General features: G+C 61.1%; 16 protein-coding genes. 10 read left to right on the plus strand and 6 right to left on the minus strand.

All coding sequences use genetic code 11. From position 1 onward, the window contains the following. Positions 1 to 52: 52 nt before the first annotated feature. Positions 53 to 1,597: a trimethylamine methyltransferase family protein gene (locus FB009_RS03595; protein WP_018208850.1), complete on the plus strand. Its 1,545-nt coding sequence runs from the start codon at positions 53 to 55 to the stop codon at positions 1,595 to 1,597. A gap of 109 nt (positions 1,598 to 1,706) precedes the next feature. Here FB009_RS03595 and FB009_RS03600 read toward each other — a convergent pair whose 3' ends face one another. The 6 genes from FB009_RS03600 to FB009_RS03630 form a co-directional block, all read right to left on the minus strand. After that, positions 1,707 to 2,345: a PRC-barrel domain-containing protein gene (locus tag FB009_RS03600; RefSeq protein ID WP_011974637.1), complete on the minus strand. Its 639-nt coding sequence runs from the start codon at positions 2,343 to 2,345 to the stop codon at positions 1,707 to 1,709. Between the two features lie 353 nt (positions 2,346 to 2,698). Next, positions 2,699 to 4,423 (minus strand): IlvD/Edd family dehydratase, encoded by a 1,725-nt coding sequence (locus FB009_RS03610; RefSeq protein WP_018011426.1) that lies wholly within the window; start codon positions 4,421 to 4,423, stop codon positions 2,699 to 2,701. 156 nt (positions 4,424 to 4,579) lie between these two features. Then, on the minus strand, positions 4,580 to 5,464 hold the full coding sequence (locus FB009_RS03615) for an SMP-30/gluconolactonase/LRE family protein (protein ID WP_011974639.1): 885 nt from the start codon (positions 5,462 to 5,464) through the stop codon (positions 4,580 to 4,582). Next, the gene (locus FB009_RS03620) at positions 5,461 to 6,099 is read right to left on the minus strand and encodes a 2-dehydro-3-deoxy-6-phosphogalactonate aldolase (protein ID WP_145161451.1); all 639 of its coding nucleotides are present in this window, start codon (positions 6,097 to 6,099) and stop codon (positions 5,461 to 5,463) included. The genes FB009_RS03615 and FB009_RS03620 overlap by 4 nt, the downstream gene beginning before the upstream one ends. A gap of 14 nt (positions 6,100 to 6,113) precedes the next feature. Continuing rightward, positions 6,114 to 7,034, minus strand: a complete 921-nt coding sequence (locus tag FB009_RS03625) for a 2-dehydro-3-deoxygalactonokinase (RefSeq protein ID WP_011974641.1) — start codon at positions 7,032 to 7,034, stop codon at positions 6,114 to 6,116. Beyond that, positions 7,031 to 7,801 carry an SDR family NAD(P)-dependent oxidoreductase gene (locus FB009_RS03630; RefSeq protein WP_011974642.1) on the minus strand — a complete coding sequence of 257 codons (771 nt, stop codon included), beginning with the start codon at positions 7,799 to 7,801 and terminating at the stop codon, positions 7,031 to 7,033. Before FB009_RS03630 ends, FB009_RS03625 begins: the two co-directional genes overlap by 4 nt. A gap of 120 nt (positions 7,802 to 7,921) precedes the next feature. Between FB009_RS03630 and FB009_RS03635 the strand changes: the two genes are divergently transcribed. The 9 genes from FB009_RS03635 (at position 7,922) to FB009_RS03675 (ending at position 18,349) form a co-directional block, all read left to right on the plus strand. After that, positions 7,922 to 8,782: an IclR family transcriptional regulator gene (locus tag FB009_RS03635; RefSeq protein WP_011974643.1), complete on the plus strand. Its 861-nt coding sequence runs from the start codon at positions 7,922 to 7,924 to the stop codon at positions 8,780 to 8,782. A gap of 259 nt (positions 8,783 to 9,041) precedes the next feature. Further along, complete coding sequence (locus FB009_RS03640; protein WP_011974644.1) at positions 9,042 to 9,782, plus strand: helix-turn-helix transcriptional regulator; 741 nt, start codon at positions 9,042 to 9,044, stop codon at positions 9,780 to 9,782. A gap of 167 nt (positions 9,783 to 9,949) precedes the next feature. Further along, complete coding sequence (locus tag FB009_RS03645) at positions 9,950 to 10,783, plus strand: LuxR family transcriptional regulator (RefSeq protein WP_024312317.1); 834 nt, start codon at positions 9,950 to 9,952, stop codon at positions 10,781 to 10,783. 404 nt (positions 10,784 to 11,187) lie between these two features. Next, positions 11,188 to 12,342 (plus strand): Mrp/NBP35 family ATP-binding protein, encoded by a 1,155-nt coding sequence (locus FB009_RS03650; protein ID WP_011974646.1) that lies wholly within the window; start codon positions 11,188 to 11,190, stop codon positions 12,340 to 12,342. A gap of 268 nt (positions 12,343 to 12,610) precedes the next feature. After that, positions 12,611 to 13,588 (plus strand): magnesium transporter CorA family protein, encoded by a 978-nt coding sequence (locus tag FB009_RS03655; RefSeq protein ID WP_011974647.1) that lies wholly within the window; start codon positions 12,611 to 12,613, stop codon positions 13,586 to 13,588. Between the two features lie 15 nt (positions 13,589 to 13,603). Continuing rightward, complete coding sequence (locus FB009_RS03660; protein ID WP_011974648.1) at positions 13,604 to 15,496, plus strand: potassium transporter Kup; 1,893 nt, start codon at positions 13,604 to 13,606, stop codon at positions 15,494 to 15,496. 218 nt (positions 15,497 to 15,714) lie between these two features. Continuing rightward, entirely contained in the window at positions 15,715 to 16,890 is a 1,176-nt protein-coding gene (locus tag FB009_RS03665) for a cell wall hydrolase (RefSeq protein ID WP_011974649.1), read from the plus strand. A 286-nt stretch (positions 16,891 to 17,176) separates the two neighbouring features. Further along, entirely contained in the window at positions 17,177 to 17,536 is a 360-nt protein-coding gene (locus tag FB009_RS03670) for an AtpZ/AtpI family protein (RefSeq protein WP_011974650.1), read from the plus strand. A 60-nt stretch (positions 17,537 to 17,596) separates the two neighbouring features. Continuing rightward, on the plus strand, positions 17,597 to 18,349 hold the full coding sequence (locus FB009_RS03675) for a F0F1 ATP synthase subunit A (RefSeq protein WP_011974651.1): 753 nt from the start codon (positions 17,597 to 17,599) through the stop codon (positions 18,347 to 18,349). The last annotated feature ends 67 nt before the right edge of the window (positions 18,350 to 18,416 follow it).

Here is an 18,416-nt window from a genome sequence, read left to right on the forward strand (position 1 = left end):
ACAACAGCCTCTCTCGTCAATACCATCATCGCAAATGATGGGAGAGTTGATCATGGAACTGGCTGAAGCAACCGGTGAGGCGCCGAGACGAACCCGGAGCGGGCGACCGCAGCGGCGCGAAGGCAGCAAGAAACTCGGTGTCCCCTACATCGTCCGCAATATACCGGCCTATGACATCCTCGGCGAAGAAAATCTGGAGCGGATCGAGCGGGTCGCCGACCGAATTCTTGCCGAAGTCGGCATCGAGTTTCGCGACGATCCGGTAGCACTCGAGCACTGGCGGGGTGCCGGTGCGAAAATAGACGGTCTGCGCGTCACCTTCGAACCCGGCATGCTGAAGGAGATCGTCCGCTCGGCGCCGTCCCAATTCACGCAGCACGCCCGCAATCCGGCGCGCAGCGTCGAGATCGGCGGCCGAAACGTCGTATTCTCACCGGCTTACGGCTCACCCTTCGTCATGGATCTGGATAAAGGCAGGCGCTACGGCACCATCGAGGATTTCCGCAATCTGGTGAAGCTCGCCCAGTCGAGCCCATGGCTGCACCACTCCGGCGGCACCATCTGCGAACCGGTCGACGTGCCGGTAAACAAGCGCCATCTCGATATGGTCTACAGCCACGTCAGATATTCGGACCGTGCCTTCATGGGCTCGATCACCTCGGAAGAACGAGCCGAAGATTCGATCGAAATGGCGCGCATCCTTTTCGGTGCCGATTTCGTGGACAGGAACTGCGTCATACTCGGTAACGTCAACGTCAACTCGCCGCTCGTCTGGGACGGCACCATGACGAAGTCGCTGCGTGCCTATGCTCGTGCGAACCAGGCTGCGGTGATCGTACCGTTCATCCTCGGCGGAGCGATGGGCCCGGTAACCAATGCGGGGGCGATTGCACAATCCTATGCCGAAACGCTTGCCGGCTGCGCGCTGACGCAGCTCGAACGCAAGGGTGCGCCCGTCATATTCGGGAATTTTCTATCCTCCATGTCGCTCCGCTCCGGCTCGCCAACCTTCGGTACGCCGGAGCCGGCGATCGGCAGCATGGTCGTCGGACAGCTCGCGCGCCGGCTCGGTCTGCCGTTGCGCTGCGCCGGCAATTTCTCCAACTCGAAACGGCCCGATGCTCAGGCCATGCAGGAAGGGGTCATGTCGATGCTGTCGGCGGTCCATTGCGGCGCCAATTTCGTCCTGCATTCGGCCGGCTTCGCCGACGGCCTGCTGGCGATGTCCTATGAGAAATTCATGATGGATATGGATTTCTGCGGGGCGCTGCATTCCTACCTTGCTGGGGTGGTGATCGACGACAATACGCTCGCCATGGACGCTTTCCTGGAGGTCGGCCCCGGCAGCCACTTCCTTGGCTGCGAGCACACGATGCGCAATTACCAGACTGCGTTCTGGGACAGTTCCCTTTCCGACAACGAGCCCTTCGAGAAATGGGTCGAGCAGGGCGAGACGGACATGGCGCTTCGCGCCAACAGAAGCTGGAAGAAGGCACTGGCGGAATATGAAGCGCCGCCTCTGGATATGGCGATCGACGATGCGTTGATTGACTATGTTGAAAGACGGAAGGGCGAAATGCCCGATGCGTGGTACTAGAGCGGAAAACTACGTGGGGGTTTCTGTCCGCATCGCGTGTCTTGAAGGCTCAAAAAAAGAGCGGCGCAATAAGCGCCGCTCCTGTTGACCCGTTACAGTGGCCTAAGCCTTACTGCTGCGGTGCCGGTTCGGCGGGTTGCGCCGGAGCCGGCGTCGTGCCCGTTGCCGAAGTTGTCGACGTATCCACTGGCTGGTCGGCATTACGCTCGGCCATCACCTGCGATTTCGTCTTGAACTCGGGTGCGGCCTTGAGCGATTCGGCCGTTTCCGTGGTCGTCAGCTTGATCTCATCCGAGTCGGGCTGGTCGGCGACCGTGATCTTCTCGAACGGTACAGCGACGTTCTTTTCCCCGATCCCGAGGAAGCCACCGACTCCGACCACGGCAGCAGCGATGCCGCCTTCCTTCTCCATGATCAGGTCGTTGATTTCGCCGATGCTTTCATCGCTGGCATTATAGACAGACTGGCCGATATAGGTGTTTGCGGATACTTGGTTCTCCGCCTGCTCCGTCAGGTAGCTGGCGTCGCCCGCTGCCATATCGGTTGTCTTGTCTGCCGTATCCGGCGTCTGCGCCTGCTCATCAGCGGCCGGCGGCGTAGCAGGAGCCGGGGCCGCCGGTTCCATGGTCTGCGTTTCAGGTGCCGTAGCCGGCGGCGTCGTGGTTTCCTGTGCGAAGCTCATCGGTGCAACGGCAACGCCCACGAGAAGCGCGCCAGCCGCAACGGAAGATATAAGTCTCTCTTTCATGTCAGACTGCCTTTCGTTGACGTTGTCGAACAGAACGGGGCGAAGGAAAATACCTGCGGTATTCCTTGACCCGCTCTAGCTCTCTGGTGTCGGGTCACGGTGGTGAGACCGTGATCCAGGCGCAGCCTCAAGTTGGGCAAAGGTGCTGCGCCGATGACACTCAAGCAACGTCCGGCAACGCAAACTGTTCCGCAAAAAGTGCATGCTAGAAACCGGCTGGTGCAAGGCTTTCATGCGTGCCGCGCCGAAAGGGCTGTGCTGCCTGTCCAGATGAACAGGCAGCACAGGGACACCGCACTAGGGTTGTTTTTCGAATCGGTTACCTTTCATGTCTTCAGGACCGATTCGCCGCGTCAGTGACTTTCACGGAGCACCTCGCTGCCGCTCTTGCCGACGAGGAAATCGAGGTCGGCACCCTTGTCGGCCTGCAGCACGGTGTCGTGATAGAGTTTGTAATAGCCTCGCTGCCATTTCTTTTCCGGCGGCCGCCAGGCCGCCATGCGGGCCGCCAGCTCTTCCTCGCCGATGAGCAGGTTCAATTCGCCCTTCATTGCGTCGAGACGGATCAGGTCTCCGGTCCGGACGATCGCCAGCGGGCCGCCCGCATCGGCTTCCGGGCTTACATGGAGAACCACCGTGCCGAAAGCGGTGCCGGACATGCGTGCATCCGAGATGCGTACCATGTCGCGCACGCCCCTTTCGACGAGCCTTCGCGGAATCGGCATGTTGCCGACCTCGGCCATGCCTGGATATCCCTTCGGGCCGCAACCCTTGAGAACGAGGATCGTGTTTTCGGTCACCGGCAGGTCAGGATCGTCGATCCTGGCCCTAAGGTCTTCGATTGTCTCGAAGACAAAGGCGGGTCCTTCGTGGGTCAGAAGGTGTTCGCTCGCTGCCGACGGCTTGATCACCGCGCCGTTGGGCGCGAGATTGCCCTTCAGGACGCGAATGCCGGCCGCGGCGCGCAGCGGGTTGTCCAGCGGGCGGATGACGTCGTCGTTATAGACCTCTGCACCCTCCCAGTATTTACTGATCGGAACGCCGAAAACGGTTGGCGCGTCGGCATGAAGCAGGTGCTGGATACGACTCATCACGGCGGGCAGGCCGCCCGCATAAGCGAGATCTTCGATCAGATACTTTCCCGATGGCATGCAGTTGACGATGCAAGGCACCTGGCCGCCCACCCTATCGAAATCCTCAAGACAGAGATCGATACCCGCACGCCCGGCGATCGCCAGCATGTGTACTACCGCGTTGGTCGAGCCGCCCACGGCGGCATTGGCGATAATGCCGTTCTCGAAGTTCTCCTTCGTCAGGATCTTCGACAGCCTCAGATCCTCATGCACCATTTCGACGATGCGCTTGCCGGTCATATGCGCGAGCGCCATGCGGCGAGCGTCGACTGCGGGCAGGGCGGCGTTTGTCGGCAGCGATAAGCCCATGGCTTCCACGACTGAAGCCATAGTGGTCGCGGTGCCCATGGTCATGCAGACACCCGGCGAACGCGACATGCCGCTTTCGGCGGCCATGAATTCCTGCAGGCTCATTTCACCGGCGCGCACGGCTTCGGAGAATTTCCAGACATCCGTGCCCGAGCCGATGTCCTTTCCCTTCCACTTGCCGTTCAGCATAGGGCCGGAGGACACGACGATCGTCGGGAGATCGACCGAGGCCGCGCCCATCAGTTGGCCCGGGGTGGTCTTGTCGCAGCCGCCGAGCAGCACGACCCCGTCGATGCCATAGGCGCGGATCGCCTCTTCGACGTCCATTGCGAGCAGATTGCGGAAGAGCATCGCTGTCGGGCGCATCTGCGTCTCCCCGAGCGACGACACCGGAAACTCCACCGGAAAGCCTCCCGCTTCCCAAACGCCACGCTTCACACCTTCGGCAAGAATGCGCAGATGGCTGTTGCAGGGCGTGAGCTCCGACCAGGTGTTGCAGATGCCGATGATCGGCCGTCCGTCGAAAACATGATCGGGAAAGCCCTGGTTCTTCATCCAGGAACGATGAATGAAGCCGTCTTTGTGCGTGCCACCATACCAATGACGGCTTCTCAGTTCTTTTTTCTTGTCGCTCATCCGAGCACTCCTTCCCACCGCGATTCTGCACATTGGGAGCAATTGTATGATTTTTTGCTGAAGCGACGCCAGCCTTTGTGGCGGGAAGGTTCTCAAGTTTTTGAAGCTCCGCACTTCCGGACGGAAAAGTCTCTCGACACTTTTCCTGGAAGCGCTTCAAAGCCGGAATGCGGGCTCGAAGCGTCCTTTGACCTCGATTCCGAGTTCGAATGTCTTCCCGGCATGCGGGTCCGCTGCGTGCTCGGCATCGTTCAAGCCTTGCCGCGCCGAAGTCACCAGTAGTCTTTCAGCTTTCGCACCGACGAACGCCGGGCAACTCGGCTGGCTTGCCGGCAGGGCGTAGCGGGCAACCTTCTGGCCGTCGGGCTTATAGACCTCGACAGCGCCGGCGCCCCAGCGCGCGTTCCAGATCAGCCCATCGGCATCGCAGACGGCGCCATCGATACCGCCCGGATTGGCGGACTCGTCGGAAAGCAGCACCGGGTCGCCGGTTGGAAGCGCCGTCAACGGATCCAGTTCGACACGCATCAGGTGGTTGACGTCGGTGTCGGTGAAATAGGCGGCGGCTCCGTCCGGTGAGAAGCAGATCCCGTTCGGGATCGTGATATTGCTGTAGAGTTTCGTGACGCGATTGCGGGCGACGTGGTAGATCGCCCCCGCGTGTTTCTCGGCCTTGCGCCCCATGGTGCCGATCCACAGCGCGCCGCAGGGATGAACGCGCCCATCATTGGAGCGGTTGCCGGGCTTGTCTTCAAGCCTTGCGAAATGGCTGAGCTTGAAGTCCTTGGTATCGCGGATGAAAAGGCCCTGATCCGACGCGATCAGCTGCCGCAGGGGGTCGATCACGGCAAGCACGCTGCCGAGGAAGGGAAGAGAGTGGCTCGTCTTCCGCCCGCTGTCGAGATGCAGCTCGTGCAGCTGCTGGCCGGTTATATTGAACCACCAGGCCGTTCCGGTACCGGGGTCGAATGTGGGGCCCTCGCCGAGCTCGGATTTGGAATTGCAGAGTGTGTGGCCGGAAAAGGGAACGAGGTCGGTCACTGCTGGCCTCCATAAACGGCATCATAGGCTGCCAGGGTCGCAATTGCCCGCTGCCGCACATCCGCGGCGCTCATCCCGGGCCTGTAGAGGCTGGAGCCCAGCCCGAAGCTGCGGATCCCGATCGCTGCGTAATCGGCGAAGTTGACCTCGGAAACGCCGCCGACAGCAGCAATCTCGACATCGCCCGGCAGCACGGCCCGGATCGCCGCGATGCCGGAAGGGCCGAGCACGCTCGCCGGAAAAAACTTCAGGCCGCTGGCTCCGGCCGCTGCCGCTGCCAGCGCCTCCGTTGGCGTGAAGACACCCGGCATCGTTACCATACCCTTCGCTGCGGCAAGCCTGATGACCGCCGGCTCGACATTGGGGCTTACCATCAGGCGCCCGCCCGCATCTGCGAGAAGGTCCACCTGCGCCGTCGTCAGAACGGTGCCGGCCCCGATCAGGCAGCCGGCCGGGGCCATTTTTACTGCCGTCTCGATGGAGCGAAAGGGGTCGGGCGAATTCAACGGGATCTCGATAGCCTCGAAGCCTGTTTCGATCAGGGCGCCGACGACGCCTTCCGCCTCTTCAGGCTTAAGGCCGCGCAGGATCGCGATGAGCGGTCGTTTCATCGGAGGCAGGGGGATTCGTTCCATGTTTCTTCCTTCTGTCATAGAGGCCAAATCGCCCGGGCGGCAGCGGATAGACCGCCCCGCACCGCCTCATCGGCGTCGACGACCTGAACATTGAGGCCCTGGCTTTCGAGGGCAGTACGATAAAGCGTGCCGAGCTTGCCGGCGCCAACGAGGCAGACGTCTTCCGATTGAGGAGACCCCGCGAGTGCGCCAGCGATCTCGAGGCCGATCAGCGTGCCGGAGAGCTGCGCCCTCGCATCGGCGGCGCCGGTGCCGTGCAGCAGCTGGCCGGCACGAACGGAGAAAAGCAGATTCGTGGCGGTCGCCGGGCTTTCCGTCGCGCGGCTCACGGCATCCGCGAAAGCGGCACTCCCGGCCGCGAATGTCTCCGCTTCCGCAACCGCGTGGCTGAGGATCGTGTGGCGCGAGAGAGCATCGAAGAGTTCGCCTGTCATGAAGGTGGAGAAGCCTTCCACCTTATCGCCGGCGAGGCGAACCCATTTGCTGTGGGTGCCGGGCATGCAGACGAGCTGCCGGCCGCCGCCGATGAGCGCAGCGGCGCCGAGAAGCTGGGTCTCCTCGCCGCGCATCACGTCCGGACGCTGTTTGCCGCGTTGGGCCAGGCCCGGGAGGATCCGGATGTCGCGATCGACATCGGGAACGGTCATGGCCCGGCCGGCAATGGCCGAGAGTGCTGCCGGGGTTTCAATATACCCGGCCTCCTTCCAGCCCTGCCGGGCGCCCGCCATGCCGCAGATGATGACGGGCAGATGTGGGAGCGCGGAAACGGCGGCAAGGTGGCTGTCGAGAACGGTATGAAATCCCGTCTTTGCAGCCGTCGTCATGCCCTCGGAGCTGCGGCGCTCGGCGAGCACGGCGCCGTCCTCTCCGATGATCCACAGGCGGAAGCTCGATGTCCCCCAATCCACTGCGGCATAATAGCCTGCCGTCGTCAAAATACGCCTCCATCGATGATCATGGTCTGTGCGGTCATCGCCGCCGAACAGTCCGAAGCCAGGAACAGGCAGGGTCCGACGAGATCCTCGGCGACCAGCATGCGCTTGAGGCACTGTCTCTCCTGCATCCGTGCGATTGATTCTTCCGTGAGCCACAGGCGCCGCTGCCTCTCCGTGACGATCATGCCGGGCAGGACCGCGTTGACGCGGATATTATCCGGTCCGAGCTTCCCCGCGAGCGATTTGGTGAGGCCGACGATCCCGGCTTTGGCGGTAGAATAGGCGGGAATATCAGGCATGTTGAGCATGAAGGCGATCGACGAGAAATTGATGATTGATCCTCCGCCCTGTCGCCGCATGTGGGGCGCGATCGCCTGGCACATGAAAAAGAGATGTCGCAGGTTCACGGAAAGACTTTCGTCCCAGCTTTCCTCCGTCACGGCTTCGAGCGCCTGCCGGTCATCCCGCGCGGCGTTGTTGACGAGAATATCGACAGAGCCGAGTCCGGCGAGAGCCTCGTCGGCCGCGGCGCGTACCGCATCGACCTGACGAAGGTCTGCCTGGATGAAGTGTGGAGCCTGCCCGGTTTGCGCCGCGACTTTTTCGCAGAGCGCTCGGCTGGGCTCCGCTGCGATGTCGACGATGGCGACACGGCAGCCTTGCCGGGCGAACGCCTCCACCAGAGCGGACCCTATGCCGGAACCGCCGCCGGTGATCAAAACCCCGCGATTGCGCAGGTCAGGAAACTGGCTGCTCGGCAAGGTCATGGCTTCTCCCGTTACTGCTGCCGTCAGGCAGGCTTGTTCCAGTATATGGAACTATGTTTTACTATCTGGAATTATCGCGCCGATGCTTCTATCCTGTCAAGGTAGCGCAGCCGAGAGCGGATGAGAATGAAGCGGACCAAAGAAGGCAGCATGGGCCGGGATACCGAAGGCACCGGCACGCTTGGCAAGGCAATGGCCGTGCTGGAGGTCGTGGCCATGGCCGAACGCCCTCAGCGTTTCACGGATATATTAATGGCGCTCCGCCAGCCCCGGGGCACCCTGCACAGGCTACTGGGCCATCTCGTCGAAGAGGGCTTGCTGGTGCAGCGTCCCGATTTGTCCTACGAGCCGGGGCTTCGCCTGTTGAAATTCGCTTATCGCTCGTGGTCCGGCAATCGTTTCCGCGAGATTGCCGCCCCTTACCTCCTCAAGCTGCACCAACTGACCGGCGAGACCGTGCATCTGGGCGTGCTGCGGGAAACGGAGATCATCTATGTCGACAAGGTGGAGAGCCAGCAGACCGTGCGCATGAGCTCGCAGATCGGCAAGGCGTCGCCGGCCTATTGTACCGGTATAGGCAAGGCCGCTCTGTCCGTGCTGCCTTCAAGTGAATTGCAGCGGATTTCGGCGCGAATGGAGTTCCGTCCGTTCACGCCGAAGACGCATCGCTCGGCCGAAACGCTCTATGCCGAGATCGCGGAAATTCGGCATGACGGCCATGCATTCGACCGAGAGGAGCACGAGGCGGAAATCTGCTGCGTGGCCGCCCCGATAAGCGTTCCCGACCACGATCTGATCGGGGGGATCTCGGTGACCGGCCCTTCCTATCGCGTCAGCTTGGCGCAGCTGACCGCCTGGGCGCAGGATGTGCGAAAGGCTGCGGCGGATATCGAGGAGGAGCTGCGGATAAGATCAGGGCCTGGGCGGGAGACCGGCGGTGAAACGCCACGCGTCAGGTCAGACGCGCAAAGGCCGCGTTGACGCTTCAAGAATGGCCGCGTGTTTGATTCCGCGTGAACACCATGTAGACAGCAGAGGCCTAAAGACGTGGAGCAGAATCGCTTTACGGTAAATTAGAAGTTTCGACTGGACGAAAAGGCTCAAGATAAGTAGCTTCTTACCGGGTCTGCTGCCACGGCTGGTTGTGCTGGGCTTGATTCTGGTGGAAGCCGTGGCGAGGGTGTGAAAGCGTGAGCGGTCATGCTCCAGCCGGAGCACGGATGTGGGAGGCGGGCGTAAGATGATCGATTTCAGCGTGGATGTATCCTCATTGGTCCTCCCCGATGGTCACGTTATCAGCGGGTCGATCGAGAATGAGGATGATGTCAGGGGCGCTCTCGGCCGGGTTTCTGAAGGCTTCGGGTTTCGCGGCTTCATGGTACTCGCAATCCCCGATTCCGGGTCCCACAGTCTTACAGCGCAGGCGCTGATGACGACTTGGCCCATGGATTTTCTCAGGCGCTATGACAGTGCCCGCCTGATCGACGGCAGTCCGGTAATCCAGCGGCTGCGGCGCAGCACCATTCCCTTTACATACGATGCGCATCAACTGGCGCGCGGGCGTGTGGACGGAAAAGGCGAAGCTGCCATATGCGTTTTCGAACAGGCGAACATGCCACGTGGGGTCTATCTGCCCGTCCATGATGCCGCCGGTCACCGCGCCGCGGTTGCCTTCGGCGGTGACAGGTCCGCCGTTTCCGGCGATGAGTTGCAGGAATTGAACCTTTGGGCAGGCCTCTTGTACAGTCGGCTGAGCGAAGTCAGAACGCGCGACCGGCGAGGTCCGGGCAGCCTTTCCAGGCGCGAGATCGAGTGTTTGCGTTGGGCCGCGGCGGGCAAAACGACCGTGGAGATGGCGCGCATCATGGCGCTGTCGGAATACACGGTGAATCACTATCTCAACCGCGCGACGCGCAAGCTGGATTCGGTCAATCGGGTCCAAACGGTCGCTAAGGCAATACGCGCGGGATTGATCAATTGATCGGTGCCAACCGTGGCTGAATAGGCTTTTTGCCCTTGGCGCTAAGGCACGCACAGGAAGTAGGGCACGCGAAACCAAATGCGGCCATTTCCGGGGCGGTCGGTTAAAAGCGGGGCCGGCTTCATCGACAACCGCGCGAAATGCACAGGTTTTGTGCTCCAGACTTGATGAACGTCAATCATCTGTTGGCATTGCTCGACCGCTCGGGCTATTTGATAGCCGACGACTGCGATGGAACCGCGCGAATGCCAGATATGATCACGATGGCGATGACTGATATCGATCTGCCCCGGGGCGGCGATTTCGCGTCTGAGATAGCAAGGCTCGAAACGCAGTTCGACATCATCCGCTACATGCGGCGGATTACGCAGATCTTCGGCTTCAAGACTTTTCTCATCTGTTCAATTCCGGCAGTCGAGGTGGAGCGCCTCTCAGCCACCACGGTCATATCGAACATGCCCGCGGAGCTTCTCAACAAATATGACAGTCTTTCTATGCTGCGCTTCAGCACCGGGGTGCGCCGCTTGCGCGAGACCACGACGCCGTTTCAGATCCTGCTCGAGGACTGGGAGAAGGAGGGAGGCAAGCCGGACGCTGCCGCCGATTATTTTGCCATGCTGCGCGAAAATGGCCTGCTCCAGGCCAACTACTTCCCGGTCCACGATGCCGAAGGCGGTCGGGGCGCGGTCATCCTCATGGGCCCGGAGGCGGGATTGCCGATGACGGCGGCTATGGAACTGCAGATGATCGCCATCCACGTCTATAACCGCCTCGCAGAGATAGGCTCGGTCTGGAAGAACACCAACACCGTTCTTTCCGAGCGGGAAATCCAGTGCCTGAACTGGACGGCCGCCGGAAAGACCAGCTCCGAAATCGCCGGTATCCTTGGCCTGTCCGAGCACACGGTCAATCATTACCTCAACCATGTCACCAAGAAGCTCGACGCGGTGAACCGCACACAGGCGGTCGTGAAGGCGATGAAAAAGGGCTACATAAGCTAGTTCCGGCAAACCGCTGACTGCTGCCACTTCTGACGGATGGGCTCAAAGAAAATAGCGGCGTGCTCAGAAAATGAGCAGTGCGGATCTTGGCGGCTTTTTCGCCGGTAAGGCCAACCCCTTGTAAAGATGCAGAAATTGGCGGCCTCCGCAACTGGCATGTATTCTGCATGTCTGGTCTCGTGTCCAGAGGGGACCAAAATAAGACAGCGCCCAAGAAGGTCGCGAAAGGGCCGCCGCCGTTTGCCTGTGATCCCGGATGTACGGACACGGCGAACGGCTGGCGGCCTTCATTTTATCATCTGCCGCATTGGCGAAGCGCGCGAGCTAAACTATCTAGAGCGGGATGAGGCGCGACTACAGCGGTCAAAAAAACTTCCGCGCCGCCAAGAGAGCGAGAGGCCGACATGCCGGACGTCACCCGGGAAATGGTTTTGAACAAGCTGCGGAATGTCCGCGGCCCGGACATGGAAGGCAATATCGTCGATCTCGGCCTGGTGTCCGACGTGTTCATTTCTGACGGCAAGGCCTATTTCTCAATCACGGTACCGGCGGCCCGGGCGAAGGAGCTCGAACCCATGCGAGCGGCCGCCGAACGGGTCGTGCGCGAGATTCCCGGCGTGAAAGCAGCCATGGTGGCATTGACTGCCGACCGAAAGGCCGCGCCTCAGAAAACGCCGGCGGAACGGCACCCGGAGGCCCCCACCGGTCACGCGCCGGCGCAGCGGGCGGGTGGTGGCGCAGCTCCAAAGGCGGACATCCCCGGTGTCGGCGCCATTATCGCCGTCGCCTCCGGCAAAGGCGGCGTCGGCAAGTCCACCACCTCAGTCAATCTGGCGCTGGCGCTTCAGGCAAACGGGCTGAAAGTCGGCCTCCTCGATGCCGACATCTATGGGCCATCCATGCCGAGGCTTTTGAAGATTTCCGGCCGCCCGCAACAGATCGAGGGTCGGTTGATCCGTCCGATGGAGAACTACGGCCTGAAAGTCATGTCTATGGGCTTCCTTGTCGACGAAGAGGTCGCGATGATCTGGCGCGGCCCGATGATCCAGTCGGCGCTCCTGCAGATGCTGCGCGAAGTGGCCTGGGGCGATCTCGACGTGCTCGTCGTCGACATGCCGCCGGGCACCGGTGACGCACAGCTGACGATGGCTCAGCAGGTGCCGCTCGCGGGCGCCGTCATCGTGTCGACGCCACAAGATCTCGCGCTTGTTGATGCCCGCAAAGGTCTCGCCATGTTCCGCAAGGTAGAGGTCCCGGTTCTCGGCATCGTCGAAAACATGAGCTATTTCGTGGCGCCGGATACGGGCAGGCGCTACGACATCTTCGGTCATGGCGGCGCGCGCAAGGAGGCGGAGCGCATAGGCGTGCCGTTTCTCGGTGAGGTGCCCTTGACCATGGCCATCCGCGAGACGTCCGACGCCGGGACCCCTCTCGTTGCGTCCGAACCCGATGGCGAGGTCGCACGCCTCTACCGCGAAATCGCGGCGCGTGTCTGGGACGAGGTAATCGCTGCCCGACAGGACAAGAGCCGGGCGATGCCGAGAATCGTTTTCGAATAGCGCTTCTTTGCAGCCGGGAGTGGAAACCCCGCATGCCATGAGGCCCATTGCTTTTATGCGAGCATTGCGCCATATCCCTTGGCTCGCATGGCAAGCATAGCGAGCCACTGCCATCGCGCGAGGCATTGGTCCTCCGATTGCGGCAGCAGCGTCGAAAACGGTCGGAAGCTTCTCATCGGATGAATGTCCATTGTGGAAATGGTGCGGCGGCTGATCCTGCGGGTTCTCCCCGGTTTATTAGCGCCGGTTGCATGAAAAAGGCGGCCACATGATCACAGGCTATTGCGTCAACGGCGAAGCTGTTGCGCTCTCGACGGCGGAGCCGCCGTCGGCCCTGCGTCCCGATCTCGTCTGGATCGACCTTGTCGAGCCGACCAAGGCGGAAGACCTGATGATCGAAAGCCTGCTCGGCATACCCATTCCGACGCGGGACGAGTTGAGGGACATCGAGCCATCGAGCAGGCTTTATACAGATGATGGTGCCGTCTTCATGACGGCGTCGCTCGTCTATAGAAGCGACACGGAAATGCCGGGCCTCACGGATGTTGGCTTTATCCTGGCAGGCAAACGTCTTGTCACCGTACGCTATGCCGAGCCAAGGGCTTTCGGGCTTTTCAAGGCCAGCGTTCATCGCATTTCCGGCGGCTGCCGCAACGGCGCGGTGATTCTGACGCGCCTGCTCGAGACGATCGTCGACCGTACGGCGGAAATCCTTGAACAGGCAGTGGACAAGATCGACGATCTGGCGCTGCAGGTTTTTGGCGACAAGGCCTCGACCAGGCGCAGGCCGCCGCACTTCCTCGAAGCACGGCTACGCGATGTCGCTGGACATCACCGGCTTGTTGCCAAGACGCGCGACAGCCTCGCTTCGCTTTCGAGGCTGTTGAGCTTCGTCTATACGGTCTCCGACGTGCAGGCGGACAAGGAAAGCCGCGAACTCTGCCGCACTGTTTCGCGCGACATACAGTCGCTTTCGGAGCATACGGCCTTCATCTCGGGAAACATCACCTTCCTGCTTGATGCTTCGCTCGGCCTTATCAATGTCGAGCAGAACGCCATCATCAAGATCTTCTCGATCGCGTCCGTCGTTCTGCTGCCGCCGACGCTGGTGGCGTCGGTTTACGGGATGAACTTCCGCATGATGCCCGAACTCGAATGGCAGTTCGGCTATCCGTGGGCGCTTGCGGTCATGGTCCTTTCGGCCGTGATTCCGTTTTTCTTCTTCCGCTGGAAAGGCTGGCTCTAGGAGCTTGTTGGGCCCATGTCTCAATTGTCTGCTCCCGGGGCGGAGAACACCCGCCGCCTGCTTGCCATGGCTCTCGGATCCGTAGGCGTCGTCTATGGCGATATCGGCACCAGCCCGCTCTACGCTTTTCGCGAAGCCTTGCGACCCGTCTCGCATGACGGTGTGACGGACGTCGAGATCGTTGGCTTGATCTCGCTGATGATCTGGGCGCTCACGATCATCGTCACCATAAAATACGTGCTTTTCCTGCTGCGGGCGGACAACCAGGGCGAGGGAGGGACGCTTTCCCTGTTGGCGCTGCTCATGAAGACGGCCAATGGCCACACGGCGATCCTGTTCTTCATGGGCATTGCCGGCGCGGCGCTCTTCATCGGTGACGCGATGATCACGCCGGCGCTGTCGGTGCTCTCGGCCGTCGAGGGGCTGAAACTGGTGACGCCCGCCCTTTCGGACTACGTCGTTCCAATCGCGGTCGTAATTCTCCTGTTTCTTTTTGCCGTTCAGTCGAAGGGGACCGCCGCGGTCTCGAAGTTCTTCGGGCCGATCACCCTCGTGTGGTTTCTGGTGATGGGTGCTGTCGGCTTCATGCACATTGCCGATGATCTGTCGATTTTCAGAGCCTTCAACCCTTACTATGCCGTCGCTTTCCTTTTCAATGAAGGATATGTCGGCATCGTCGTACTCGGCGCCGTCTTTCTGACGGTTACGGGGGCAGAGGCGCTCTACGCCGATCTCGGCCATTTCGGCCGCAGGCCGATCCAGTGGGCCTGGTTCACCGTCGTCTTCCCCGCGCTCACGCTGAACTACCTGGGGCAGGGCGCGTTCGTCCTCAAGAACCCCGAAGCGATGTCAGATCCTTTCTTTCTGATGTTTCCCAAATGGGCGCTGCTGCCGGCCGTCATTCTTGCGACGGCAGCGACGATTATCGCCAGCCAAGCCGTGATCACCGGTGCCTTTTCGCTCACGCGTCAGGCGATCCACCTCGGCTTCCTGCCGCGAATGGCGATTTTCCATACATCCGAGACGCATACCGGCCAGATCTACCTGCCCAACGTCAACACGCTGCTGATGTTCGGCGTCATGGCGCTCGTCTTCATTTTCGGATCGTCCGAGTCCCTCGCGACCGCATACGGCATTTCGGTGACTGGCGCGATGGTGGTTACCACCGTCCTGGCCTTCGAATTCCTGCGCATGCGTTGGAACTGGCCTGCCTGGTGGGCGGCCGGCGTGCTGCTGCCGCTGTTCGCGCTGGAACTCGTCTTCCTGGGCGCGAACATGCTGAAGATCCACGATGGCGGCTACGTTCCGATCCTGATCGCGGCGACCTTCATCGTCATCATGTGGACCTGGAAGCGCGGCACCGCAATTCTGCACACAAAGACCCGCCACATCGACATTCCACTCGAACGCTTCATCAAATCCATCGAGCGCCAGAGCGAGCATGCACCGGTATCGGTCCCCGGCACGGCGATCTTCCTCACCAGCGATCCGGAATCGACGCCCGCCGCGCTTCTGCACAACATCAAGCACAATCACGTTCTGCATCAGCAGAATTTCATCCTGACGATCCGGACCGCAAACACGCCGAAGGTACCCAGGGAAGAGCGGGTAAGCGCCCGGCGGCTATCGGAGCGTTTCACCCTGATGGAAGTGAGGTTCGGCTTCATGGAGACGCAGAACGTCTCACAGGCTCTTGGCCTTTTCCGAAAATCCGGCCTGAAGTTCGATATCATGTCGACCTCTTTCTATCTGGGCCGCCGCAAACTCGTGCCGGACGCCCAGTCCGGCATGCCGCATTGGCAGGACCGCCTGTTCATCGCCCTTGCAAACGCCGCAATCGACCCCTCGGACTATTTCCGCCTGCCGACGAACCGGGTGGTTGAACTGGGCTCTCACGTCATCATCTGACGATCCTCGAAAAGTGGCCCCCACCGGCGTTTCGGCTTGTTCCGGCGTCCGGCATTAACCAAACATCAAGGTTAATCCCGCATTTTCAAAGCCGAACGAAGCGTTCCCGGTCCGCCGTCCGATCGCTTCCAACATTAGCTTTCTGCATGGATTCTTGCCGCTGGTCCCCGGCCGGCCTGCGAGAACGCGTGCTTGGTAGAGTTGCGTGGAGCCGATCGGTGCGTAAGGGTATTAAGTTTCCTGGCAAGTTTCGCCTGACTTTCTCGCGGTGGCGCGCGCCGGCGATGATCGGCCTTGCAATTTTCCTCGGCTTTCCCTCGGCGGCCGCCTATTCGGACATCGCCACATTTCTGTCCGGCATCAACCGCGGCGGCGAGCGTTGGCGCACCTATCTCACTCAGTCGCCGGCGGGCTCTCTGCACGAGGTCGAGATGGTCTTCACGGACCCGGTCACGACAGGTGCACTCGACGGCGGCGCCGGCATGACGCTGCCCGATGGCGGCCGAGTGGCGCTGACCGCCGAATCGAAACATCACGGAACGCCGGACGAGGACCGTGTCACGCGCAAGCTGAAGAAGAAGCGCATCGTTGCGGTAACGCCGGCGACTCCGCCGAAGGATTTCAGCGCCGGCTCCATCCTCGAGCGCACCAGCTCACTCATGGTGCCCAGCCTCGACGGGTCCGAAAAGATGATCTTTGCCAAACCGAAGATCAAGGGCAAGGAGATCGTGATCGCGACGGCCTTCTACCGCAAGGCCCCACCGAAGCCGGAGCCCGGCATCTCGCCGATGCTCGCCAAGCTCGTCACCAACGACAAGCCTGACATTCTTGCGACTGCATATGTCCGGCCCGAACCGGACTATGCGCGTGAATCGCCCTTCGATTCGATCCTGCGAGACGATGAGAATGCGGGGCGGTTCATTCCGGAAATAGCGCCCGACGATCACGCATGGGCGGCAACGGCATTGCCTCCAACGGTCTTCAGCAAGGAAGAGCAGACCTGCCTTGCCGAGGGGATCTACTTCGAGGCGCGCGGCGAATCTGTAAAGGGTCAGGCTGCAGTGGCGCAAGTCATTCTCAATCGCGTCCGCAACCCGACCTACCCGAAGACGATCTGCGGAGTCGTTTATCAGAACAAGGCCTGGCGTAACCGTTGCCAGTTCTCTTTCGCCTGCGACATGATCCGCGACCTGATCTATTCGCGCGGGCATTGGAAGACTGCCAAAGAGATTGCGCTCGCGGTCACCTCCGGCAAAGTCTGGCTGAGCGAAGTCGGTTCGGCCACGCATTATCACGCCACCTATGTAAAGCCCGCCTGGGCGAAGACGATGAAACGGGTCGGCAAGATAGGCCTGCACATCTTCTACCGGACATATGGCGGCGGCTGGAGCTGACGGCCAAGGCGCCGCTCGCGCCTGCCGGCTGCTGAAGGGGCGACGCAAGCCCGCAAGCAGCGGCGATTCCCGGTGCACCTTTGTCGCAGGTTATCGGATTTAACGCTAACCGATTGAAATGGAACGAAAATATTGTCCACTCGGAAGGTGCCCGCATGCCTTGACTATGCGGGTGCCTAAAACTATGTTGCGCGCGACTTCAAATGGGGCCGAAGCGTGGCTTGAACAGCGGCCGTTTGTATGACCGAGATCGCGTCGACCGCGTGGGGCTGCAAAGGGGAGCCATGTGACGGAAGAGCCGGAAGAAAGTCTGGAAGCGCGGCTCAAGCGCCTCGGCGAAGACATCAAGTCCAAGCGGCCCGATGTCTCGGATGGGGTGGAGCGTCGCGCCGAGGAGAGCCGCAAGGGCTACGCGGCGGCGATGAAGCTCTCGAGCGAATTCATCGCCGGCATCGTGGTCGGGGCGTTTCTGGGCTATCTTTTGGACCACTTTGCGGGTACAGGGCCGTGGGGCATGATCGTGCTCCTGCTTCTCGGCTTCTGTGCCGGTGTGTTGAACGTGCTGCGTTCCGCCGGTGTGGTGGCGACCACCGACCAGCGGAAAGGCGGGCCCGGCACGGATAAGAAGGACGGCGACGGCGCCTGAGGCGTCGTCCGGAAGAATAGTATTTCCGCTTGCGGGCGGGCAGAAGGAAAGAGAAGCGCGGTGTCAAACGATCCGACCCATCAGTTCCTGGTCAACAAGATTGTCTCGATCGACATTGGCGGAATCGACTTTTCCTTCACCAATGCGTCGCTGTTCATGGTGGCCACGGTCGGTGCGGCCGCTGGATTCCTCTATCTGACGACATCGCAGCGCGGTCTGATCCCGACGCGCATGCAGTCGGTGTCGGAGATGTCCTACGAGTTCATTGCCTCCATGCTTCGCGAGGGGGCCGGCAGTCAGGGAATGAAATTCTTCCCCATGGTCTTTTCGCTGTTCATGTTCATCCTGACGGCGAACCTGCTCGGCATGGTGCCCTATTTCTTCACCGTCACCAGCCAGATCATCGTGACCTTCGCGCTTGCGGTCTTCGTGATCGGCACGGTCATTCTCTACGGCTTCTATAAGCACGGTTTCGGCTTCCTCAAGCTTTTCGTGCCGCATGGCGTGCCGGGCGCGCTCCTGCCGCTGGTCGTGGCGATCGAAATCATCTCGTTCCTTTCCCGTCCCATCAGCCTCTCGGTCCGTCTATTCGCCAACATGCTGGCTGGCCATATCACGCTGAAGGTATTCGCAGGCTTCGTCGCCTCGCTCAGCGCATTCGGTGCGCTCGGCATCGGCGGCGCGATCCTGCCGCTCATCATGACCGTCGCCCTTACCGGTCTTGAGTTCCTCGTCGCCTTCCTCCAGGCCTATGTCTTTGCGGTGCTGACCTGCATGTACCTCAATGACGCTGTCCATCCGGGAAGCCACTAAGGAATACAGTCGCTGGTTTCCGGTCGGCTTGCCGCCGGAAGCGCAATCCTAAGCCGCAACACCATTT

It is taken from the genome of Sinorhizobium medicae (genome assembly GCF_007827695.1).
In the GTDB taxonomy this organism is placed as follows: Bacteria; Pseudomonadota; Alphaproteobacteria; order Rhizobiales; family Rhizobiaceae; genus Sinorhizobium; species Sinorhizobium medicae.